Source organism: Vibrio spartinae, from assembly GCF_024347135.1.
In the GTDB taxonomy this organism is placed as follows: Bacteria; Pseudomonadota; Gammaproteobacteria; order Enterobacterales; family Vibrionaceae; genus Vibrio; species Vibrio spartinae.
The window spans coordinates 2500664-2525819 of sequence record NZ_AP024907.1 but is presented as its reverse complement, the minus strand read 5'-3'; the positions used below and the strand labels follow the sequence as shown (position 1 = coordinate 2525819).

Annotated in this window: 18 protein-coding genes; 10 read left to right on the top strand and 8 right to left on the bottom strand. The window is 45.8% G+C overall.

Annotation, left to right across the window (positions count from 1 at the left end; all coding sequences use genetic code 11):
• Positions 1-119 precede the first annotated feature (119 nt).
• From OCU60_RS11025 to OCU60_RS10990, 7 genes are all read right to left on the bottom strand, one after another.
• Positions 120-395, bottom strand: coding sequence for a hypothetical protein (locus tag OCU60_RS11025; RefSeq protein WP_074373347.1), 276 nt, complete (start codon positions 393-395; stop codon positions 120-122).
• Position 396: 1 nt separating this feature from the next.
• On the bottom strand, positions 397-1050 hold the full coding sequence (locus tag OCU60_RS11020; protein WP_074373348.1) for a hypothetical protein: 654 nt from the start codon (positions 1048-1050) through the stop codon (positions 397-399).
• A 51-nt stretch (positions 1051-1101) separates the two neighbouring features.
• Positions 1102-2157: a lipase family protein gene (locus tag OCU60_RS11015; RefSeq protein WP_074373349.1), complete on the bottom strand. Its 1056-nt coding sequence runs from the start codon at positions 2155-2157 to the stop codon at positions 1102-1104.
• Between the two features lie 973 nt (positions 2158-3130).
• Entirely contained in the window at positions 3131-3745 is a 615-nt protein-coding gene (locus OCU60_RS11010; RefSeq protein ID WP_074373351.1) for a LysE family translocator, read from the bottom strand.
• A 510-nt stretch (positions 3746-4255) separates the two neighbouring features.
• Entirely contained in the window at positions 4256-5659 is a 1404-nt protein-coding gene (locus OCU60_RS22950) for an RICIN domain-containing protein (protein ID WP_074373352.1), read from the bottom strand.
• A 41-nt stretch (positions 5660-5700) separates the two neighbouring features.
• Positions 5701-7539 carry a cellulase family glycosylhydrolase gene (locus OCU60_RS10995; protein ID WP_074373353.1) on the bottom strand — a complete coding sequence of 613 codons (1839 nt, stop codon included), beginning with the start codon at positions 7537-7539 and terminating at the stop codon, positions 5701-5703.
• A 1007-nt stretch (positions 7540-8546) separates the two neighbouring features.
• On the bottom strand, positions 8547-9428 hold the full coding sequence (locus tag OCU60_RS10990) for an NAD(P)-dependent oxidoreductase (protein WP_074373354.1): 882 nt from the start codon (positions 9426-9428) through the stop codon (positions 8547-8549).
• A 517-nt stretch (positions 9429-9945) separates the two neighbouring features.
• Here OCU60_RS10990 and OCU60_RS10985 point away from each other — a divergent pair.
• The 4 genes from OCU60_RS10985 to OCU60_RS10970 all read left to right on the top strand — a co-directional run bounded on the left by OCU60_RS10985 (position 9946) and on the right by OCU60_RS10970 (position 14045).
• Positions 9946-11535, top strand: a complete 1590-nt coding sequence (locus tag OCU60_RS10985; protein WP_074373355.1) for an EAL domain-containing protein — start codon at positions 9946-9948, stop codon at positions 11533-11535.
• Positions 11536-11622: 87 nt separating this feature from the next.
• Complete coding sequence (pxpB, locus tag OCU60_RS10980; RefSeq protein ID WP_205410498.1) at positions 11623-12306, top strand: 5-oxoprolinase subunit PxpB; 684 nt, start codon at positions 11623-11625, stop codon at positions 12304-12306.
• Positions 12299-13240: a 5-oxoprolinase subunit C family protein gene (locus OCU60_RS10975; RefSeq protein WP_074373357.1), complete on the top strand. Its 942-nt coding sequence runs from the start codon at positions 12299-12301 to the stop codon at positions 13238-13240. Before pxpB ends, OCU60_RS10975 begins: the two co-directional genes overlap by 8 nt.
• 52 nt (positions 13241-13292) lie before the next feature.
• Positions 13293-14045, top strand: a complete 753-nt coding sequence (locus OCU60_RS10970) for a LamB/YcsF family protein (protein WP_074373358.1) — start codon at positions 13293-13295, stop codon at positions 14043-14045.
• 18 nt (positions 14046-14063) lie between these two features.
• Here the strand turns inward: OCU60_RS10970 and alr are convergent, their stop codons facing one another.
• Entirely contained in the window at positions 14064-15146 is a 1083-nt protein-coding gene (gene alr, locus OCU60_RS10965; protein WP_074373359.1) for an alanine racemase, read from the bottom strand.
• A gap of 956 nt (positions 15147-16102) precedes the next feature.
• Between alr and dgcN the strand changes: the two genes are divergently transcribed.
• The 6 genes from dgcN to OCU60_RS10935 all read left to right on the top strand — a co-directional run bounded on the left by dgcN (position 16103) and on the right by OCU60_RS10935 (position 25149).
• On the top strand, positions 16103-17110 hold the full coding sequence (gene dgcN, locus OCU60_RS10960) for an N-acetyltransferase DgcN (RefSeq protein WP_074373360.1): 1008 nt from the start codon (positions 16103-16105) through the stop codon (positions 17108-17110).
• Positions 17107-18081, top strand: coding sequence for an N-acetyl-D-Glu racemase DgcA (gene dgcA / locus OCU60_RS10955; protein ID WP_074373361.1), 975 nt, complete (start codon positions 17107-17109; stop codon positions 18079-18081). Before dgcN ends, dgcA begins: the two co-directional genes overlap by 4 nt.
• A 14-nt stretch (positions 18082-18095) precedes the next feature.
• A complete protein-coding gene (locus OCU60_RS10950; protein WP_074373362.1) occupies positions 18096-18950 on the top strand; it encodes a D-amino-acid transaminase in 855 nt (284 codons plus the stop codon).
• Positions 18951-19409: 459 nt separating this feature from the next.
• Complete coding sequence (locus OCU60_RS10945; protein ID WP_074373363.1) at positions 19410-20558, top strand: efflux RND transporter periplasmic adaptor subunit; 1149 nt, start codon at positions 19410-19412, stop codon at positions 20556-20558.
• Between the two features lie 3 nt (positions 20559-20561).
• Positions 20562-23717: an efflux RND transporter permease subunit gene (locus tag OCU60_RS10940; protein ID WP_074373364.1), complete on the top strand. Its 3156-nt coding sequence runs from the start codon at positions 20562-20564 to the stop codon at positions 23715-23717.
• Complete coding sequence (locus tag OCU60_RS10935; RefSeq protein WP_074373365.1) at positions 23707-25149, top strand: efflux transporter outer membrane subunit; 1443 nt, start codon at positions 23707-23709, stop codon at positions 25147-25149. The genes OCU60_RS10940 and OCU60_RS10935 overlap by 11 nt, the downstream gene beginning before the upstream one ends.
• Positions 25150-25156 lie beyond the last annotated feature (7 nt).

Here is a 25156-nt window from a genome sequence, read left to right as displayed (position 1 = left end):
TAGTGCTTTCTTATCCATGTTGTCTGTCCTTAGCCTTTTAAGGCTTAAGTTTAGACAATTACACAGAAATCAGGACAGTCTCGGGGAAGTGGATATATCACTTGCTCGAATCTAAATAACTACACTACTGTTCCTTTGATTACATTGACGACTTTACCAATAATTTCGTTACTAATTTGTGCTGTATTCTGTAGCCTCGCGACTAACTGCGCACAGTTCTCATTACGCTCTGTCGATTCTTTAATTGCGTTTCTAAGCGCTACCAATTCTTCTTTATCATAAACTAAGGGAGCTAGTGCATCTAGGTCAACACTTGTTTTTACTAATAAAGCTTCTTGCTCTCTCGATAATGATAAATTTGCTTGTTTTGCGGCTTGGTTTCCCAACTCATCCATATTAGTCTCCTAACTTACTATCTGCTTCGCTCAGCTGCTGATTAAATTTACTTGATTCTTCTGATATTTTACTAAATGTTTTAGTTATATCGTCGTTTAATCCATCTAATCCAGCTTTGTTCAATAAGTGTGTTTGAACATCTTCTACATCTTTAATGCTCACTAGGTGAGCCGTAATAGTCGCATTATTTGCAAGCAACTGAGCGTAAGTAGCATTGACTTTCGCTATTAACTCTTGTTCTTGATTATTAAGAGGGGTAACCAATTCCCTTCTTTTTTTTGCTAGCTGCTTTTGAACTTGCCCTGTCCAAACCATCAAAGTATCAAACTTTTGAACATCCTGATAAGGTGCTTTGGGTGCAGTAAATTTCTTGTTGAGATGATCCCATATCACTTCTCCTCGAACCGTTTCTTCAAGCTTTCCAGTTTTGATAAAGGTTTTCAGGTAGGCTTGGAGCCACACTGTTTGGATCCAATCCTCGCGTTGCTGCCTAATCACTTGGAAGTATGATTGAATTAAAGTGATATGCGATCTTTGTGAGCTCAATAGTTGCTGTGCCATACCGCTAGATAGAGTCACAATCTCTGTGGGTAACTTTGTCGAGCAACCAGTTAATGACACGAGAGCAAGCAATATGACTAATAGTTTTTTCATGATACGTAACCTTTGATAGGAAGACGTAGGATAATGTGAGAAATTGCTTTCTTAATTAATGGACTGACGTTTCTCGGCAACTACCTTAAGTTTTTTTCGATATACGCTGATTGAGTGGTCTTTTAGTAGGCAATTTGGAGCTCGGCCTTTGAACCATAAAGCTTTCAAACGATAAATGAGTGACACATGATAAAGTAGTTGTACATCGTCGTATGGTTCACTCTTGCAGTTTGACAAGAAACGCATGCTGCCTGCATGTATGTATCGCCCAAATTTAGAGGACAACCATTCACTCACTCTCGGGCCTATATTGGGTACCCAAGCGATAAGCATAGAAAGTGCTCCAATCGCTACACCGTTTGGCGGTAGCATCGTGACACAATCGGCAGCATTAACCACTCGATGTAATGGCGTTTTGATTTCTGAAATCCATTCATGATCGCCAACTCGCGGAGAACCAAATGTATAGCATGCCGCAATACCACTTTTGAATTTCAATTTTTTAGCTGCGATTGTGGCAATTGCACCACCTAAGCTGTGTCCTGTGATTAATATAGGTTTTCCTTCTTCTTCAAGCTTTTTCAATTCAAGTACGATTTCACTCTCAATTTGTTCATACGCCTTCTTGAAACCAGAGTGAACAAAACCCTTTGTATTACATTTAGTTAATACGGCATTTGCGTCTGACTTTATATCTCGGATACTCGTCGCTTCCGTTCCTCGAAAGGACAGCACATAAAATTGATCAGTTTGAACCAAAATTGCCTGTGTCCCATTCTTATCAAATGTCTTGATCAGCTTTGCATTAAGGTACGTTAAATCTTGATTAAGCTCTTTGAGTTCCTCTTGATGGTCATACGTCAAATCTTGCACCATAGATATAAATTTAGCGGTTTTGCTCGAAGAATGATCCGAAACTAGTTTTGATAGCTCCTCTTCCACAAATTTTTGGAGGTTGACTCCAGGAATAAACTCATTAAAACGTTTATAAGCGAGTTCCGACATGCATGACATTAACCAAGCAGTACGATCACTGTATGCTTGACGATATGTAGGTGTTTTTCGTTTAAGTAACTCTTCGGTTCCTTCTTGATAGATATCGACCATTATTCCACTCCATGGATATATTCTATATTTACCCTAATGCATATATATGTTTGTTTCCTTGCACTTATCCTCAATATTTTCAGTTTGTGATCATCACCTCATAAGTTAACAGGTGACAATATGACAAAACGTACATTTACTCAGGACAAAAAAATCTAGTATTCAGATTATGGAAACAGTAAAACTTCGTAGCTTAGTTAGTGAAGCGCATTCAGCAAGCAGCTTTTGAACTTCATCAATCGGCAGAAAAGTTTTTCGCTTGCGTGCTACTTGTCTGTACGAATTACTTACCCAAATCCCACAATATCGAAAAGCTGAGTAAATTGTGCGCGCAAATCGAGCCAGAGTTTAAAACGGTGGTGGAACGGGTTTGTTTGATGCGGATTGATTGATTTATTCTGCCTGAGGGAAGCCATTGCTATTTTATTCCAGCCTTTGGCTCTGGAATTTGACGCACAATTACGTTTTTCGGTTTCAGAGGCTTCTGAGCTCCAGTTACTCTTGCCGAGATGCAAGAGTAACCAGAAAATCTTTTTTGTTTGGCTTGGTCACGCGTCGGTCAGAACCAGCTTTTACGGGCGTCCTGCCCGGAAAAGCCTAACCATTCTTCCATGAATGGTTTTCTTGGTTGAGTGGTTGATTTGGATTGGGTGAAACATGCTTAAACAGTCAATTTGGTCACTGAACTCAGGGTGAAAAATCATGGACGATTTTTCAATTATCCCCTAACAAAAAATCTTGAGCAGGATGCGAATCAATCCGACCCTGATAACGCGTACTGAACCCAAAAAAGATGCTTTTGGTTCCTTTTGCATCCATCAAAAGGAACTGGGGCGCATTCGAAAATGCTAATCAAATCAATGAATGTGATTGCGTCCCAAACACCTGCACAAAAGTTTTATTTGCCTAGCTTCCGGCTCAGGAAGAGAGGAAACGTAACGTTCGATGATAGGTCACCTTCCTCGCTGAATGATTAACGTTCCATTGCTGCCAGTTTTATCCCCATTAACACAAACAGTCCGGCAAAGCTTTTCTGGATTCGCCGGACAATTTTGGGAGACTGGATGATGGCATGGCGAATTTTATCGGCCAACATGCCGTAGATAACAAACACGATGAAGGTCATCAGCATGAACACCAAACTCAAGAGCAACATGTGCAGTATCGGAGCCGTCTGTTGTGCAGGGACAAACTGAGGTAAGAAAGCGAGAAAAAAGATCGACAGTTTCGGGTTGAGTAAATTAATCAATACGGCTTTGGACGCAATAGCAAGGTAACCCGTTTGAGATGTGTTTTCATTTTGTAGGGTCAGTGCGCCGGCGTCTTTCCACATGCCCCAAGCCAGATAAGCCAGATAGATCACGCCGACATATTTTAATAGCTGAAAAAGGACCGCACTGGTATGTAAAATGGCCGCCAGCCCGAAGACGCTGGCTACCAAATGCGGAATAATACCAGCGGTACAGCCGAGCGCTGCATAGAGACTTGCTTTGGCTCCGCGAGTCAGACCTATCGATACGGTATACAACACCCCCGTACCGGGGAGCAGAACAACAATCAGTGACGTCAGAAGAAATTCAATTGGCATAGACAATCCTTGTGCTAAGCAAGCGTCATTTGAAAAGAACGAGATAAGCATATCGGAGTGGTGAAGTTTTGACCATGATATTTTCATCGTGACCTACCGTCCATGAAAGATGAATCAAACATCCATAAAAAAAGCCAATCACAAAGGTGTGATCGGCTATCGATATGAACAATTTGGTTCACTAACAACGTCAGTTGGCTAGGTGACCCTCGGCTTAATAAGGGTCACTATAACTACTGCACTATGCGTGCCAACTTTAAATTATTTTTAACTATTTGATTTTTATTCATTTGAATAAATAGCAACCAGTATTCAATACAGTTGTACTCATATTATATTTGCAAAATAAAAACAATTTGTATTTTGCAAACATAATGCGTCATTTATGAAACAAGATGTTTTCATCTGTTTATCGTTTCGAGACAGGAGAGGATGAGGCAGGGGTGAAAACGTTAAAAATGAATGGGCCACTCGTGAAAGTGGCCCATATTGAGTGAACACTGGCTTAACTTAATATCTCGGCCAGCCGTTGCTATCCCAGTTGAGAGTGCTGATCAGCAACTTACTATTACCGCCATCAGTCGCATCATAGCCATGACGGACGATGACATCGGTGTTGGCAATGTCCTGACCACCGGGGCCAATCCATCTGTTGCTGCCTTTATCGAGTAAAGTCCCGCCACCATTCATCATGTCTTTACCACTTTTATCCAGATACGGACCGGTAATATCGGTCGCCCGGCCATAACGGATCTGGTAGGTACTGTCGACGCCACGACAACAGAGACCTGTGGATACAAACAGATAATAGTAACCGCGACGATACACAATACTCGGGGCTTCAATCCCACCGGAACGACTTGCGAGACTCAACAGATCACCAATTGGTTTCATGGTGATTGGGTCGAGACGGACCAGTTTGATACCTGAGCCAAAAGAACCAAACGTCAGCCACGGATCGCCGGCTTTATCAATCACTAAGTCAGGATCAATGGCATTGTAGTTATTGGCAGCAGTGGTATGAATCACCATACCGTGATCTTGCCAGTCTCCGGCGGCTAAACTTGAGGCCGAAGCCAAGCCAATAGCCGACACGCGGGAACCAAATGTTGAAACAGCATAGTAAAGCCATACCCGACCGTTATAGTATTTTACATCCGGTGCCCATACGTCATCATTTTCCAAACCGGGCACATAGGTGTACCACCAACGTAAGCCATTGGGGAACACAGATGGCCGCGGGTTCCAGTCCAAGCCGTTATAACTGACTTTGCCATAGATACCTTTGCCGGTTTGAAATTCCCACCAAGTTCCGTTTTCATAGGCGATCGTTGGATCGTGTGTGCCTAAGTTACCGCTGAGTGGCCAATGATTGGTTCTGCCATTGGTGGATGAGGTATCTACCGGCTTGCCTCCAGAGGCTTTCACTAAACTTAAACGAAATTGCTGAACATCAAGGTTATTGACCTCCCACTGATCAAGATTGGCACCGTCAGATGTGTCCCAGTCCCATAAATCCAGCGCTTTACCGCTGTTTTTATTCACCAGCACATGGTAGTTGTTATTCAGATCCCGAATGTCCCATTTTTGGGTATCACCACCCCAATACTGCCATTGCGAGACATTGTCACCATTCGTCTTACCAGCGTTATAGACTTCCATTGCTTTAGCACTGTTAAGATTAATGATGGAGTAGTAACCGTCATCGCGCTGTGTAATGAGCCAACGCTGTGTGTTATGGCCGTTATCCGGCCATTGACTAATGTTGGCGCCATTACTTTTGTCAGCACTCGCGACTTCGACTAACTTACCACTGACCTTTGACTGAATTGTATAAACACCATTTTTGACACTTGCTTGTACAGTTCCTGCGAGCGTGACGCCCGCAAGAAATATAATGTAGAGTGTTCTCATCGAAACTCCTTTCACGATCATGAGAGGTCAATTCTCAACTGTTACTTGACGGTGTTTGAATCCCACAACCGTTCTAACATTTCCCATTTCTCAGTGGCAAAGCCTGTCCATTCACCCCAACCGGACGTATTGGTCCGTGCATCATAGGCATGTGAATACAAACCACCGGTGTCGTCTGATTCTGGGTTGATACTCCAGTAACAGCCTTCGATGTTTTTGTCTGACATGTAGTCAACCAACGCATTTTGCCATTTTTTATCGTAATCAGAACGAGGGAGGTAACCCCACAAGTCTTGGATACGAATTGCGCCAGACTCTGGCCAGTCATAGTGACCACCGAACTCACCGATTACAATTGCATAGCCTTCATCTTTGAGATAACCGAAGTGTTCTTCCCAGCCTTCTCTGAGCAGTTCAGGGTTAATCACAATGTTACATTTGGCTTTGGCTGCTTCTTCTTCAGACAAACCAGCACATTCTGGTTGTGCAGGATCCATAAACTGTTTCTGTACAGATACGGAAGGTCCGTAAGTATGTGGTGACAGCACTAAACGATCTTTGGGAATGTCTAGTGGGCTTGTCGCCATCGAGAAGAAGTTTTCACCCCAGTTTGGATTGGTTGCTTCATCACCATGAGGGCTTGGTGTGCCGTCTGATGTGCCACCACTGATCCCTTCAACCCAGATCAACACATTTTTGTTTTCTTCGTTGATGGCCTCATATGCGTGCTCAGCCAATGTTTTCCAATCTGTCCAAGTGTAATCCCATGGTTCGTTGAAGATATCGATACCGAGAATGTTGTTTACTTTCAGCTCGTCTGCGAAACGCGCCAGTTGACGGAGGTCTTCCAGCCATTTCTGTTCATTGTATTCCTGAACCGTGACACCGGGGCCTACATCAGTACCACAGGAGTAGTCTTCACGTTTGTAGATGTAGTTATCACGATTGGCATCTGCGTAAGGGGGGGTTGCATCCAAACGTCCGGCACGCCAGCCGAGATAATTCGAGCATGAGTGAATATCAAGTAGGATATCGAGATCATTTTTGTCAGCAAGTTTGATGAAGTCTTCAAGTGCCTGACGAGCGCTGGTGGCGCGTACCGATGGATGGTTTTTAAAGACACGAGGCTGACCTTGAGGGTCGTCCGGATCCAGTGTTTGTGGGGCAATCGGCAGACGAATCAGGTTGATCCCTTTTGCTTTGATTTCATCAATAGTTTGTTGGATCGTCCGGCCGGTTCCCTGACTGTTGTTTGCCCAGAATGTGTTACCCATGTAAAGTTCCATAGGCGCGCCACTTGGGTTGACGGAATCATTCGGTTGTTCATGACGACCTTCTAAACCAAACCATGAGCCGCAATGAACTGGTTTGACGACATCATCTTTGGTGATGTGGCCATTTTCATTGACGCGGAAGACCACTTGGTTGCCATCGCCACCGTCGCCGGGGTCGCCGGGGTCGCCGGGGTCACCGGGGTCGCCGGGGTCACCACCATCACCACATAGTGAACCGGTCAGCGTTGGGACTTCAGCAGTACCTGTGCCTTGAAAGCCGAATGAGGTGCTAGAGCCGGGTTGTAAATTACCGTTTGAGGCTGTATTTTTTGCCATATATGGGTTGTCACCAGACAGGACAGTATTCCAACTATTGGTTATTTTGGCACCTTGAGCGTACTCCCAGCCGACATTCCACGCTGATACAACGCTGGAAGTATCATTTTTTACCGTCACGCTTGCCACGAAACCGGAGCCCCAATCACTCTGAACTTCATAGGTACATCCTGCATATGCAGAACCGGATAAAGCGGCTAAAGCCAGACTGATCCCAATACTTAGGGTTTGTTTCTTACAACGGTTCTTGAAAACTTGCTGTTTTCTCATTTGTTACTCCTTTAAATTATTTTTAACTATTTATTTTTTAAGTATTTATTTTTATTGCTGAATATGATCTGTTGCTATCCATAAATGAATGCTCATCCACCCCCTGACTCGGCCCTGAGTCCATAAATGAAGATAAATTTTTGAGATGACTGATTTGCTTGTTACGCGTGATAACTCGGTAGAACCAGAAATTTGTCAGTAAAATATGGAAATAAATTAAAGTTAAATTATTTCACCAAACACACTAACCATTAGTGACTTAATGACAATCTGTCAAAATTTGATTGTGTTATTTGTTGAGTTAATTACTGAACTGTTATTTTTATCGAAAAAAATAAGGTAATAACTTATATGCCTATCATCATAAATTGCTGTATTACAGGTGTTGATTTAAGCGTTAAATAAATAAGTGGCGATATTTATCAAGTAATAAATAAGATGTCATACGTTATATTAAGGGGGAGGGTGGTTAGTTGAATAACGGCGTTTATTTGGGGGAGGAGTGTTTGATATTAATCATTGATTTATATACAATTTTATTAATTATAATGTATTTTTTGTTAATTCCATGTGACTAGCTCTCATTGGAGGTGGTGGTTCTGTTTTTGATTTTTTTTGAAATTAGTCATCATTTCAAATTATTCTTGAAATATTTCATAAGTTCTCTGCTTTATAATGTTTATTATATTTGGTAATGGTATTGATAAATTTTGTTTTAAAAATGGAATAATATTTCAAATCTGTAATAAAATAGACACAATGAGAATGATCTATTTTTATATGATTGATTTTCATATGGCTGAATTTACAGGCTGGCATTCAGTTTAAGGTGATTATTTATGATTGAATATCGGTGCAAAATTTAAATTGTTGATATTGATGAATCAATCAAGGTCTGTGTCCGTATACTTTGAAACAGTTGTTGATTTATCATCATACAATTCAGGCCGAAGCAATGTTGCTTCGGCCTGAGCGTTGTATTCATCAATCATGGGGATGATTGAAATTTATATTGATGCTGTATCGTAGGCTTTGATTAGCACGGAAGTATCCATCCGCCCCAGACCTTGATCCTGAAGTTGAGCGTACATGGCATCCACCTCTTGCGTCATCGGGAGCTCAATCTGGTGACGAGCGGCCTCATTCAGGCAGAAACCTAAATCCTTTCTCATCCAGTCGATGGCAAAACCGAAATCAAACTTATTTTGTGACATTGTCACAGCCCGGTTTTCCATCTGCCAAGAGCCGGCAGCACCGTGTTTGATCACATTGACCACTTGTTCGATATCCAAATGAGCTGCTTGTGCCAGCTGTAATGCTTCACTTAACCCCTGTAGCACTCCGGCAATACAGATTTGGTTGACCATTTTACAGCGCTGGCCCTGTCCGTGCGTCCCGAGTAATTCAGCTTGTTTGGCATAGTTGGCAATGACAGGTTGAATCTGGCTGAAGATGTCAGCTTCACCACCACACATGATCGTGAGCGTGCCATTCTCGGCTCCGGCTTGTCCTCCGGATACAGGGGCATCGATAAATGAGATACCTTTTTCTCGGCACGCCTGGGCCAACTCCAGCGCAAGCTCAGCCGAGGTAGTGGTGTGATCGATGATAATCGCGCCTGGTTTCGCACCGGCAATAATCCCATCATCGCCATACATGACGCTGCGGACATCTTGATCGTTGCCGACACAGAGAAAAATGGCTTCGCAGCCATCAGCAGCAAGTTTCGGGGTTGGGTACGATTTACCGGAATAGTGTTGCTCCCAAGCTTCTGCTTTGGCGTGCGTTCGGTTATAGACGTGAGTCTGGTAGCCTGCCTTGGCAAGATAACCAGCCATTGGGTATCCCATCACGCCTAAGCCGATAAATGCGACATTGGTAATATTCATGAGTGCTCCTTGCGCTACAAAGTGATTGATATATGTCATTGTGTCTGTTTAATACTGACAACAGAGACAAGGCAATTTATGTGATTTATCGTAAGTGACAGCAACTATAAATCAGCTCATTGACATATGTCAATTGATGTTTGCCAATGATTGTTTCTGAAACCCGTGCTGATCGTTTCATCGGTGATGGACACCCAATCCCGTGATAGGGATGGCCCGATGTCATCATGCATGATGCATGATGCGAATGTACCCTGATGAAAGAGAGCACGCGAAATGAGAAGAAACTGAGAGATTACTCAGTTAATTTGTGTATATGATTCAAATAATGAACATTTTTAGTATAGAATTGTATAATAATTTCCAGCCATCTCATGATGATCCAATATGGGTTGTATTGAATTTCGTGAACTAAACTGTCATTAAGGGCGAAAATAGTTAGTATGATGATTGTATAGAGTCGGAGGGGACTCGGTTGGTATTACCTAAGTACGGAAGTCGCAAACTAGGATTTCATATGGCAGAGCATTCATCCGACAAACTGCACAAGACAAGTAAAATCAGATCATATGTCTTAGCTTTGAAGCAACCGATGCAATTGGTTTTTCTTACGATCCTTTTTCTTGGTCTTTTTGCGCAGATGATGATGACGACATTTCATCGTGAAGAAATGAAAAGTATTGCTTATCTCACCCTCAGTCATGCTAGCCACATCGCCACGCAACTGAGTCAAGCGATACAGTTGCTGGTCGACAGTGATACGGTTCCATGTAGTCTGGAAGACGAGCATTTGATGCAGGACATTCTGCATATCAACCATTTTATTGCCGATATTGGCCGGATTGAGGGGGGGATGATTCAGTGTCTGACGCTCAAAAAATTAGCGAGGCCGCTGCAGTTACCTGAAACGCAATATACGTCCAATGGCTATTCTTTTGTCAAACGTTACCAGTTTGAGTCATCGCCACATCATATTCCGATTGATCTGACTTTTCGCGATAATGTGATTGCGATGACGGCCCCCCGAGCCTTTGAAGGGTTTGATATTTCGACCAATTATACGGTTGAAATCCGCAGCACGAACCTGAAACATGTTTTTGAACAGTTGGGAGATACAACGTTACCGGAAATTAAACCGGACGAGCGCTGGTCCCGTTTGCTGATTGAAAAACAGTGCCGTCATAAACCGTCGCTCTGTGTGTTGGTCAGAGATAATCATCCTTTTATTTATCATGCTTTGAATGGCCCGATCCTGATTGCTTTTGTGGTTGTTATCCTCTTTATCTTACTCAGTTATAAAGTCTGGGGAATACCTGCCTCCCGAGGAAAACAGTTGAAAAGTCGCTTGCGTAAGGCGATTGCACATCGGCAACTCTCGTTGGTATATCAACCTAAATTTGTGCTGAAAGATGAACGGATCCAAGGGTTTGAAGTGTTATGTCGCTGGCATGATCCGCTGCTGGGAACCATCAGTCCTGAGGTTTTTATTCCTTTGGCGGAACAGATGAAACAGATTCGACAGTTGACTCTGTTTGTTATCGAGCAGTCAATTCAAGATATGGCGCGAGTTTTACAAAAGTATCCGGAATATACCTTGAGCATCAATTTGGCTGTGGATGAGTACCTGACTGAATCTTTCATTGAGCGCGTGACTGAACTTGTGAAAAAGTATTCAGTCAATGTCAATCAGGTTATGTTTGAAATTACCGAACGTTCATCCTTTGGTTGTCAGGATGTTGTTTCCGTGTGTGATGCGCTCCGACTAAATCATTTCCGGGTATCGCTTGATGATTTCGGGACGGGATACTCGAATTTGTCGTGGCTGAGTGATATCTATACGGATGAGATCAAGATTGACCGGATGTTTACCAGTGCGTTGGGGACTGACACGATTGCTGGACGAACCGTGAACATGATGTTAGATCTACTGGAAGGATTTGAGGATGTCACGATTGTGTTGGAGGGGATTGAAACTATCCAACAGGTTGAGTATTTGCGTAAACGAGATATCTCGGTGGTCGGGCAGGGATGGTATTACGCCAGACCAATGCCGATTGAAGAGGTGAAAGCCTTTATCCATCGCCATTCGGTCAGAATCATCAGCTAAGACCAACACGCCAAAACCAGAATCAATGCATTTCTCTGCTTTGGATTGTCGTCCTGTTCGACATCACTAACATGGAGGGAGGTTCAAGTGAGAGAATCCGGGCAGATGCCTGACATTTATCGGTTAGGAGAACACAGCTATGTGCTTCAGGCACCGGAGCCGGTGACGTTACCTCAGCAACAGAAAATCTGGGCAATCGCAGAACAGCTTAGAACCCGACCTGAAATAGTCGATGTTGTTCCCGGTATGAATAACCTGACGGTTCGTGTTCAGCCAAATATGATCGACAATGGGTCAGATGAAAATGACCCTATTTGTGAGTTGTTCGATCATTATTGGACGGCCGATGACATGGTATTGATCGACGGACGACAACTGGAAATTGCCGTGACATTCGGTGGTGAAGACGGTCCGGATTTGGCGCATGTTGCGGATCATGCCGGATTGAGTATTGAAGCGGTGATTCGTCTTTATACTGAGGCTGAATATCGCGTTTATTTTTTAGGCTTTCAGCCAGGGTTTGCTTACCTTGGTGGGTTACCTGAAGCACTGCATACACCCCGACATGCTTCCCCTCGGACAAAAACTCCAGCAGGCTCCGTCGCGATTGGCGGCGCTCAAACCGGTGTTTATCCCAATGCTTCTCCCGGAGGCTGGCAAGTAATTGGACGCACGGATGTGGTTTTGTTTGATCCACAACGTGCACAACCTTCTTTCTGGCTACCGGGGGATCGGATCACGTTCACGATTGCGGAGGTTCATAGTGATTGAAGTGCTACAGACCGGACCGCTGGTGAGTGTTCAGGATTTGGGGCGTGAGGGATTTCGTCATCAAGGGGTATCCCGCGCCGGGGCGCTCGATGGTCTGGCACTGACGATTGCCAATCGTTTAGTCAGTAACCCCGACGATACTGCCGGGTTGGAAATCATGTTCGGGACTAGCACGTTTCTCTTTCAAGGCGATATTTGTTTTGCACTGACCGGTGCGGATTGCTTTGCCCGATTAGATGATGTGCCTGTTTATCCGGGATGGTGTTACTGCGCCCACGCCGGACAGCGCTTACAACTTCATATGTCTAAGCGGGGATTGTGTGCTTATCTGGCGATTCAGGGTGGGATTGATGTGCCGCTGGTGATGGGCTCGGCTGCCACCGATTTACAGGCTGGTTTCGGTGGGATTGAAGGGCGGCCGTTGCGAAAAGGCGATCGGCTGTCTGTCGGAGAAAGGCGCGACATTGATGATGTGGTGGCCGATGAGCGCGTTGGTCTTTTATTACCGGTACCCGATGCCATCATGCGTGTCTGTACCGGCCCTGAATTTGAGCACTATTCTCCCCATGCTCAAGAACAGTTTTTCACCACCGGGTGGCAAGTGAGCCCCCAGAGTAATCGGATGGGATTTCGGCTTGAAGGGGCACCGATTGAGTCGCAGTCTGAGGTCAAGCTCCTGTCTCATGCGGTCTTCCCCGGGGTGATTCAATTGCCACCGGATGGGCAGCCGATTATTCTGGCGGCTGAAGGGCAGACCAGTGGGGGATACCCGAGAATGGCGGTTGTGATTGACAGTGATTTGTGGCGTTTAGGTCAACTACGCCCGGGAGAGCGGGTGTATTTTCAGCCGGTCTCTTTGGCTGAAGCACGGATGGCTGCCGACGTTCAGGCGCGTTATTTACAACGCGTGACACTGGCACTGACTGCTCGCTGAACGGAAATGGCAAGGGTTCAGTTATCAAACCGAGTTAAGCCGTGAGGGCAATATGAACAGCATCGATTTGAATTGTGATATGGGAGAAAGCTTTGGGGTGTATTCACTCGGTAATGACGTTGCACTGATGGATTTCGTCAGTTCGGTGAATATTGCTTGTGGCTTTCATGCGGGTGATCCGGGGGTGATGCGTGAGACAGTCAGACATGCATTAGAGAAACGTGTATCCATTGGCGCACACCCGGGATTACCGGATCTCGCTGGATTTGGGCGTCGGGTCATGGCGATTTCTCCTCAGGAAGCTTATGACATGGTGGTTTACCAGATTGGCGCGTTACACGGGTTTGTTCGCGCTGCCGGTGGGTATTTGCATCATGTGAAACCGCATGGTGCTTTATACAATATGGCCGCTCAGGATGCGTTGCTGGCAGCCGCAATTGCCCGGGCTGTGAAAGATGTTGACCCGACGTTGGTATTGTATGGCTTATCCGGTAGTACACTGATTCATGCCGGAGAAAACGAAGGGCTACGTGTGGCTCATGAAGTTTTTGCGGATCGCACTTACCAGCCTGACGGGACGTTAACCCCACGCGACCACACCGATGCGCTGATTGATGATGACGATGTGGCCCTGAATCAGGTGCTTGATATGGTTTGCCAAGGCAAAGTTCGGGCTATCGACGGGCAGTGGGTCGACATTCAAGCCGACACCATCTGTATTCATGGCGATGGTGCCCATGCACTTGAATTTGCGGCGAAGATTCGTCAGACATTGCAGTCGTCCGCTGTGGTTCAGTCGATGTAACTGGCAATATTGTGATTTTTATTCATTGATAAAGGTTCTGACAACGCGTCGAGTCAACTGAATTACCAGCTCATATGGGATTGTTCCGACTAATTTGGCAACTTGTTCGACCGGTACATGTTTCCCCCAAAGTTCAACGGAGTCTCCAACCTGATCGGTTGCATTTGGTCCCAAATCGACGGTGAGCATATCCATGGATATCCGGCCGGCGATTGGCACAATCCGTCCATTTATATAGACGGGCGTGCCGTTCGGGGCCGATCTCGGATAGCCGTCACCATAGCCCATTGCAACCACACCGATGTAAGTGTCTCGATCCGATGTCCAGTTTTCACCATAGCCGACCGGTTGGTTTGCCTGATGCCGACGAACGGCAATTAACTTGGACTGTAATGTCATCACCGGTGCCAAATGACGTTGTTGACCGACTTCATCAATACTCGGAGCAATGCCATACAAGGCAATTCCAGCACGGACTGCATCAAAGTGAGCATCGGGCCAGCATAGGATTCCAGCCGAGTTGGCCAGTGTTTTCATCCCTGGGTACGGTTGTGTCTGAGTCTGAAAACGTTCAAGTTGAGCGCGGGTTGAATGTGAATTCAAATCGTCAGCACAACTAAAGTGGCTGATAAAGCCAATCGTACCTGCGACCTTACCACTTTTTTCCAAGCGAGAGATGTAAGTGCTGATTTCATCAGCTTGAACACCGAGGCGGTGCATCCCGGTATCTAACTTTAACCAAACCGAGGTATGTTGCATCAGTGGTGTTTGCTCGAAATCTTGTAATTGCGCAAGACAGTGGATCGTGGTGTGAAAATTGAGCTGTGCAGCCAGTTGGAGATCCTCCGGGCAGAAACAACCTTCCAATAATAAGATGGGTTGCAGAATATCAGCTGCACGTAATTCAATCGCCTCTTCAATCCGAGAGACGGCAAACATATCCGCATGTGGTAGTGCGCGTGCGACTTGGATGGCGTTGTGCCCGTAAGCATCACCTTTTAGAACTGCAATCAGTTTGGTGTCATTATCACAGTGGGATTTCAATAAAGTGAAGTTATTCCTTAATGCGCTTAAATCAATAACCGCTTCAGCAGTAATCATAATCGTTCCTGATTTGGGCAAACATAGAGATCATCTTTAATTTTTGGTTACAACAGTGTATATCGCCTGCTTGAGCAATGCATATATTAATCATTAACATATTCATCATCCGTATCCTACTGCGTCACTCAACGAGCCTGTCATCAGCGGATGAGATTTGTGCAATTTCCATTGATTTCCATCATATCCAAGCAGCAAGGCAGAAGAAGCAATATATAGGCCAGTGCTCTGAGATGACGGGAGTCTTGCTGACTGCGTACCGAGGTGGGGAAACCAAATCTGTGTAGAATGTACCCGGGAAATGTTGTTAACGACATTTGTTATGATACTGTCTTTCATTTTATGCTGTAAATATTGTTTTTTCTGGTTTTAAATTTCAATTTATAAAGAGATTAATGTAATTGGTGACTGATTAGGTACATGAGTGAACATCATGCGGTTCCTATTTTAAGGATCAGCTTTGATCAGCCAGATATCCACATTTAGCACCAAATGTGTGCAATTTGCACCATTATTAGGCATTGCCAGCATTAGCGACGAAAGAGATATGCATGAATTATTATTATTTTAGTGATTTAAATCACATATTTGTAAGATTCTGTCTGGTTTGCTTGGGCAGCTTGAATCACTAAATAATGATTGGTTCTGTGAAATTATATAAATTTGAAAAAGGGGTGTAGGCCGTGCATTTTTCTGATTCAGTCTGTGGGTTTAGAATAAGACTCTGAAAAAATCCACAGCTGTGGCGGTTTCTATAATATGCTCTTCTCTGCACTGAGTGAATTTTTATTCTTTTATTTGTCTTATTTTGAGTTTTTATTCAATGTGGGTGCTCAAAAATGATTCTGTTACTCATTTCCTTTCCTTCATGTTGTCATGTATTTTGCTCTGTAAATGATGATTGACCCATAATGAACATTTTATATTTATGCTGACTTGGATGGAGTGATTGCGAGATGGAACTGAAGAAACCGTATTTATTGTTTTTAGGTGATGCAGCCGATGCATTAGCCGCCAAGGTTGCCCAAGGCATTAAAACATGGCGTCCAGAGTATTGTGTCGGACAGTTTCGGTTAGAAAGCTGCAATGCAGATTGTGATTTGCCTGATATGAGCATTTCGGATGCCGTGGCCGCTGGGGCAAAAACGTTGGTGATTGGTGTTGCAAACCGAGGCGGCATTATTTCTGATGAATGGATCAATGTGCTGGTTGAAGCGTTAGAAGCCGGGATGGATATTGCATCGGGATTACATAATAAGTTAACCGATATTCCCGCCTTAGTGACGTGTGCGGAGAAACAGGAGTGTGCTCTGTTTGATGTGCGCTATCCGACTCAGGCCTATCCGGTTGCGACTGGTAAAAAGCGCACGGGTAAGCGTTTGCTCACGGTAGGAACCGATTGCTCCGTCGGAAAAATGTATACATCTCTTGCGATAGAAAAAGAAATGCGTGACCGAGGCATGAATACCGATTTCCGTGCAACCGGTCAGACAGGGATTTTAATTTCGGGAGAGGGGGTTAGTGCTGATTGTGTCGTGTCAGACTTTATTTCTGGTGCGATTGAGACGATATCTCCCGCCAACAGCCCAGATCACTGGGATGTCATTGAAGGACAAGGTTCCTTGTTCCATGCATCGTTTGCCGGTGTCACCACTGGATTGATTCATGGCTCTCAGGCGGATGCGCTGGTGTTGTGTCATGAACCGACGCGTCAGCATATGCGAGGACTGCCGGATTATGCCTTACCGGATGTTGACGTCTGTATGGCTGCCAACCTGGCAACGGCACGTTTAACCAATCCGAATGCTCAGTTTGTCGGGGTATCGATCAACACGTCGGGACTGGATGAGCAAGCGGCACTGTCGTATATGGCAGCGCTTGAAGAACAGCTTGGATTACCCGTCGTTGACCCTTTCCGGCAGGGGGTTGGACGGATTGTTGAAAAGCTGGTGGCGTGCTCATGAATATTCGTCTCTATCGGAAAAGCTGGCCGATTCGAGGCAGTTTCACGATTTCTCGCGGTAGTAAGACTTCCGCTGAAACGATTGTGGTTGAGATTGAAAAAAATGGGTTTACCGGGAGAGGAGAGTGCGTTCCCTATAACCGTTACGGGGAGTCGATTGACAGTGTTATCGCACAGATTGAAGGGGTTTTTCCTGAAGTTAAATGTGGGATTAACCGTCAACAACTCCAACCCTTATTACCCGCGGGAGCGGCCCGGAATGCGGTCGATTGCGCCATGTGGGATCTGGAATGTAAGCTCGGGAAAACCACGATTTGGTCACGGCTCCAGATGATGCCTGGTGCGTTGACAACCGCTTATACCTTATCGCTGGATAAACCTCATAAGATGGAAGAGGCTGCGGTCGCGAATGCTTTTCGGCCGCTGCTCAAGCTGAAGCTAGGTGGCCCGGAGGATTTGGAGCGCGTCCGTGCAGTGCGTCGTGGTTCACCGCAGGCAACCATTATTCTTGATGCCAATGAAGCTTGGGATGTTGAAACGTATCAAGCGTTGATTCCTGAATTAGAGCAGCTGAATGTCGCGATGATCGAGCAGCCGTTTCATGCCGATGAAGATCGGGTCTTAGACGGATTGGATCGGCCGATCCCGATTTGTGCAGATGAATCTTGTCATGACCGACAAAGCCTGAGCCGTGTCATTGGTCGGTACGACATGGTGAATATCAAGACTGATAAGACCGGTGGGCTGACCGAAGCACTGGCATTGAAACAAGCGGCTCAGGACGCCGGATTACAGGTTATGGTGGGTTGTATGTTGTCTTCTTCACTCAGCATGGCCCCTGCATTTGTCGTTGCTCAGGGCGCTGAGGTCGTTGATCTGGATGGGCCGTTATTACTGAGTCAGGATATTAGATATGGTTTTGAGTTTGAAAAAAATCAAATGCTGCCCTTTGGGCCAGAACTGTGGGGATAGAGGAAAAATTACTTATGGAACGGATTGTTTATGTCGATGGGGCGTATGTTCCTGAATCGGAAGCGAAAGTGTCAATTTTTGACCGGGGATTTCTATTTGCCGATGCGGTTTATGAAGTCACATCTGTATTGGATGGCAAACTGATTGATAATGCTGGGCATATTGCTCGTCTGGAACGCTCATGTCGTGAGCTGGGTATTAAAATGCCAGCCACTGCGGAACAACTGACGTCCATTCAGCAGACGCTGATCGAAAAAAATCATTTGGTTGAAGGGGGCATCTATCTGCAATTAACCCGGGGCAATGAAGGGGATCGTGATTTTTCTTACCAAGATGCGATTGAGCCGACATTAGTTTTATTTACTCAAGCCAAGGCATTGGTTGATTGCCCGAAAGTGAAGCACGGCATTAAAGTGATTTCATTTGAAGATATCCGCTGGAAACGCCGGGATATAAAAACGACCAGCCTGTTGCCGGCGTGTTTGGCAAAACATGCAGCACACGCAGCAGGCGCTGATGATGTGTGGCTGATTGAAGACGGATACGTGACTGAAGGGGGATCCAGTAATGCGTATATCGTGACGCAAGAAGGAACATTGGTTACACGACCATTGAGTCATGATATCCTGCATGGGATTACTCGGGCAGCTTTGATGAAGCTGGTTCAAGACACCGGAATCGCTGTTGAAGAACGCTTATTTACCATCGAAGAAGCCATGCAAGCCAGAGAAGCATTTATCAGTTCGGCAACCACATTTGTTTGGCCGGTTGTTGCAATCGATGATCAGCCTGTCGGCGATGGCCAGCCGGGACCAATCGCGTTGCAGCTCAGAGATATTTATATTCAAACGGCGAAAGCACATTCTTGATTCAAATTGAGCTGTTCACGGTTTGTAAACCCAATCATGGCGATTGGGTTTTTACATCATCATACCGATCCGAGAACAGATAATACTTGTGATGATTTTATTCCACCTGTTTCTTATTCTGTCACTTCCGTTCTGAATCTGCATTGATAAATATATTATATTAATGACTTCAATTGCTTAAAATACGGCCATCATTAACCACACTTTAACCCGTTAAATATCTAGAATATAGTTAGTTCTCTGTCATTTTGTGACAGTATGATTTGTGACGGCTGATAAAGTGGCGTTATGACAAATACATATGAATGACGGTTGATGCTGCTTGATTGGTCGGTTTGTAGAAATTCTTCGCGGTGTCACTGTGAACACAATGATGACAAAATCATGTACAGAATAAGGAATGAGGCGTTGAAGTAATGTTACTTCAGCGCTAGTAGCATAGTTTTAGGAGAGTAATTCATGACGAAAACCTTCCCTCTTTATCGCCAGTCATTGGTCGCCTTCGGGTTGGTGTTTGCGCTAGTCGGATGCCAACCGGATGGCACCAAGGCTGAAGCGACAAGCCCACAGAAGCCACAAGCTGTCGCAGTTGATGCTGTTGCGCTCCAATATCAGCCTGTCGAGTTGACGGCTCGTCTCCCCGGACGGACAAGTGCCTATCGGGTGGCGGAAGTGAGACCTCAGGTCGCTGGTATTATTGTTAAACGCTTGTTTGTTGAAGGCAGCATAGTCAAAAAAGGTGAAGTGTTATACCAAATTGACCCTGCAACATATGATGCAACTCTGGATAGTGCCAAGGCCAGTTTAGCTTCAGCCCAAGCCACATTAGAAAAATCAAAGTTGCAGGCTGAGCGTTATCGGACATTGGTGAAAAGCCGTGCGATCAGTGAGCAAGATTATGAAGATTCACGCGCGACTTACCGTGAAGCACTCGCAGCAGTGATGGCTGCCGAGGCCTCTGTGAAATCTGCCCAGATCAATTTAAATTATACCCATATTAAAGCACCGATTTCCGGACGGATAGGTAAATCAAATGTCACCGAAGGGGCGCTGGTTACCGCCAATCAGACCAACTATTTGGCGACGATTCAGCAACTTGATCCCTTGTATGTCGATCTTTCTCAATCCAGTAATGAACTTTTGAAACTGAGAAAACAAACTGCCAGCAGTGACAAGAAGCTTAGCGGTATCAAATTGAGTTTGGATGACGGGACGAAAATTGAGCAGGAAGCGACTTTACAGTTTGCAGATGTGACGGTGAATGAGAAAACCGGTACGGTGAACCTGCGTGCGCTACTCCCTAACCCTGATCAAGTTCTTCTGCCCGGGCTGTTCGTGAGAGCTGATCTACCGACAGAATATCGTGAAAAAGCGATTTTAGTCCCACAGGCTGCGGTAACGCGTGATGATAAGGGTCAGGCCCACATCATGGTGATTAATGCAGAAAACAAAGTCGAAGATCGTGATATCACCACGAACCGGATTGTCGGGTCTCAGTGGCTGGTTGATTCTGGTCTGAAAGCCGGAGAAAAAGTTATCGTGAGCGGATTACAAAAAATTCGTCCGGGAGCAATGGTGACGGCAAACATGGTAGAGCAGGGGCAATAAAATATGGTTCGCTTTTTTATCGACAGACCGATTTTTGCATGGGTGATTGCGATTGTGATCATGCTTGCCGGTGTGCTGTCCATCAAAACTTTACCGATTGAGCAGTATCCACAGATTGCACCACCGGCGGTGAGTATCTCTGGTGTTTATGTCGGTGCGTCTGCCAAAACCGTGGAAAACAGTGTGACGCAGGTTATCGAACAAAACATGAATGGTATCGATAATTTGTTGTATATGTCTTCCAACAGTGATTCGTCCGGTTCATTTTCTATTAATCTGACATTTGCAACGGGGACGAACCCGGATATCGCTCAGGTTCAGGTACAGAATAAATTGTCTGGCGTTGAATCATCACTGCCTGAGTCGGTTGTGACCCGAGGGATTACGGTTGCGAAATCAACCAGTAGCTTCTTGATGGTGATCGGTTTTATTTCATCTGATGGCAGCATGAACAATACCAGTATCGCGGATTATATCTCCTCAAATGTCAAAGATCCGATTAGCCGTGTTCAGGGGGTGGGTGAAACCCAAGTCTTTGGGGCGCAACATGCGATGCGAATCTGGCTGGATCCACATAAACTGAACAACTTCAGTCTGACTTCCAGTGATGTACTCCGTGCCATTACCGCGCAGAATACACAGGTATCTGTCGGTGAATTGGGTGGAACGCCCGCAGTCAAGGGGCAACAACTGACTGCAACTATCACGGCTCAGGGACGTCTGAGTAGTGTCAGCGATTTTAAAAATATCCTGCTTAAAGTTGATACCGATGGTTCCCAAATTCGTTTGCAGGATGTTGCACGCATTGAAATCGGTGGTGAAAGTTATGCCGCAGTTGCTCGGTTCAATGGTTCGTCGGCAACGGGGATCGCGATTCGGCTTGCCACCGGTGCCAATGCGTTGGATACCGCAGATGCTGTGCGTGCCAAGATGGAGGAATTGAAACCATTCTTCCCCAGCTCGCTGAAAGTTGTTTACCCATTCGATACAACCCCATTCGTTAAAATCTCGATTGAAGAGGTGGTTCATACCCTGATTGAAGCCGTTGTACTGGTCTTTTTGGTCATGTACCTCTTCTTGCAGAACTTCCGCGCGACCCTGATTCCGACCATTGCGGTGCCGGTCGTGTTATTGGGGACGATGGGCATCATGGCGGCCTTCGGGTTTTCAATTAACACCCTGACAATGTTTGGTTTGGTGCTGGCGATTGGTCTGCTGGTGGATGACGCGATTGTTGTGGTTGAAAACGTCGAACGGGTGATGGCAGAAGACGGTTCATCTCCCTTAGAAGCAACTCGTAAGTCGATGGGACAGATTACCGGTGCACTGGTCGGAATTGCTCTGGTTCTGAGCGCGGTATTTGTCCCGATGGCTTTCTTTGGTGGTGCTGCCGGGGCCATTTATCGGCAGTTCTCTCTGACAATCGTCTCTTCCATGGCGCTGTCTGTTTTAGTGGCGATGATTCTCACCCCAGCACTGTGTGCGACGATTCTGAAGCCACTTTCGGAGGGAAGTCATCAGGCGAAACGTGGCCCGATTGCCCTGTTTAACCGACTGTTTAATCAGGGAACGGTACGCTATACCGGCACGGTAGAAAAAGGCATTCACCAGAAAATCAGATATCTGGTGATCTATGCATTAATTGTCGGTGGGTTAGGTTTACTGTGGAACAAATTGCCGACCTCCTTCCTGCCTGATGAAGATCAGGGCGTCTTGATGGTCATGGTTAAACTACCTGCCGGCGCAACGCAGGAGCGGACACTCAATGTGATGGAAAAAGTCCGCAATCATTTTTTGCAAGACGAAAAAAATGATGTTGAGTCGGTCTTTACGGTTGCAGGGTTTAGTTTTGCCGGACGTGGCCAGAATATGGGGCTGGGATTCGTCAAACTGAAGGACTGGAGTCAGCGAACCAAGCCTTCACAGTCCGTCGAAGCCATTATCGGGCGTGCATGGGGTGCTTTGGGACAGATTAAAGAAGCACAAATATTTGCATTTAACCTGCCACCGATTATCTCGTTGGGGACAGCCAGTGGCTTTGATGCGTATCTGGTTGACCGCGGTAACCTCGGACACGAAGCTCTGATTCAGGCGCGTAACCAATTGTTGGGGATGGCGGCGAAGGATCCGAATCTGATGTCTGTTCGACCCAATGGGATGGAAGATACGGCTCAGTTCCGAATTGATATCGATTATGAAAAAGCGATGGCAATGGGTGTCGCTGTTAACGACATTAACTCAACGTTATCAACAGCGTGGGGATCGACTTATGTCAACGACTTTATCGATAACGGACGGATTAAGAAAGTATATGTTCAGGCGGATGCACCATTTCGGATGAATCCTGAAGACTTCAATCTATGGCATGTTCGTAACGCAGAAGGAGACATGGTGCCGTTTGACACCTTTGCGAAAACTTACTGGACCTATGGTTCGCCACGGTTAGAGCGTTTTAATGCTTCACCTGCGGTCAATATCCAAGGGTCGGCCGCGCCCGGTAAGAGTTCTGGTGATGCGATGCTTGAGATTGAAAAACTGGTTCGTCAGTTGCCAAAAGGCATTGATGTGGAATGGAGCGGTTCTTCATATCAGGAAAGACAGTCGGGCTCTCAAGCGATGTTATTGTATGGGATCTCTTTGCTCATCGTGTTCCTCTGTCTGGCCGCCCTCTATGAAAGTTGGAGTGTCCCGTTCTCGGTTATTTTGATTGTGCCGTTGGGGATCTTTGGGGCGGTGTTGGCAACCTCCTTGAAAGGGTTATCGAATGATGTTTATTTTCAGGTTGGGCTGTTGACGACGATTGGTCTGTCGGCGAAAAACGCAATTCTGATCGTTGAGTTTGCCAAAGCTCAGTATGATGAGGGGATGGATCTGTTCAAAGCAACCGTTGACGCTTGTCGAATGCGTTTACGTCCGATTCTGATGACATCTTTTGCATTTATTCTGGGGGTTTTACCGTTAGCACTCAGTAGTGGTGCGGGTGCTGCCAGCCGAAATGCAATCGGCTGGGGCGTTATTGGTGGGATGTTATCCGCAACGGTGCTGTCGATTTTCTTTGTGCCGGTATTCTTTGTCTTGGTGATGCGATTGTTCCGCACCAAGCCTAGAAGCGAATTCTCTGCGACGTCGGCTATGGAGGATAAAACGGATGCAAGTTAAGTTGCTGCCACTGATGGTTGCGGCTGTTTTAAGTGGTTGTAGTCTGGCACCGGATTATCACCAGCCTGATGTCCCTTCAACACAGGGATGGCAAGGTGTTGCAGCCAGTCAGACAGCAGAAACAGAGCTGCCTGACTGGCATGCATTTATGCCGGACGAGCGGTTACAGTCACTAATTGAGCTGGCTCTGGCAAACAATAAAAACTTGAAAACGACCTTGCTGAATGTTGCTTCTTTACGAGCGACGTACCGAATTCAGGACGCAGAACGCTATCCGGGGCTGGATGCCTCGGGGAGTGGTTCGAGAACGCGTTTTTCTGATGCGAATACGGGGAATGGGAAGTCATATACTTCCCAGTATCGGGCAACGGTCGGTGTGACGAGTTATGAGCTGGATCTGTTTGGGCGGGTTCAAAGCCTGAGTGATCAGGCACTTGAAAGTTATCTGTCTCAGGATGAGATTCGACGAAGTACGGTGATTGCTCTGATCAGTGAAGTCGCCAGTGCTTACATGAATCTCCTCACCAATCAAGAGTTGTTGAAGTTGACGACGGAGACGGTCGACGCATATCAAGAAACCTTGTCACTGGTGCAAACTCGCTATGATGCCGGATACAGTGATGCTTTGACGCTCGCGCAAAGTCAGACTGCCTTGCATGGTGCTCAGGCGACACAAGCCCAGTACAAACTGGCGGTCGCGAGAGGATACAATGTGTTGCGGCAGCTAGTGGGTGCACCGATTATGCAATATATTGACGGACGTTTACCTGAGGAAAACGGGCAGATGCTATCAGCGTTGCAAATGGGTACCTCATCAGAGTTGTTACTCAAGCGGCCTGACATTTTGGCTGCTGAACATGCCCTTAAAGCAGACAACGCAAATATCGGAGCGGCCCGAGCTGCATTTTTCCCGAGTATTCGTTTAACAGCAAACGCGGGCAGTGCCAGTAATTCTCTGTCGGGGTTATTTAACTCGGATTCTGGGTATTGGCAATTTTCGCCGTCTATCTCTTTACCAATCTTTGATTGGGGCAGTAATCAAGCCTCTCTGGATGTGGCAAAGATTAAGAAGCAGCAGTCAGTGGTTGCTTATCAACAGACGATTGAAACTGCATTTAAAGAAGTCTCTGATGCTCTGCTAGGGCAGACCTACTATATGGAAGAGTGGCAAGCACAACAGAATAATATGGCTGCGAATCAAACCTATTATGACTTGGCGAAGATGCGCTATGAAAAAGGGAATGATAGTTATATGGATCTACTCGACGCACAACGGTCATTATTTAGTGCCCGGGAGAGCGAACTGTCATCGCATTTGAATTTGCTGCTGAGCCGGATCAATTTATATAAAGCACTCGGTGGCGGTTGGCGAGCCGCTGATCAGCAAACGTCTACTCAGGTTTCATCCGTTTTGGACACCATCGATCAATAAATGATGA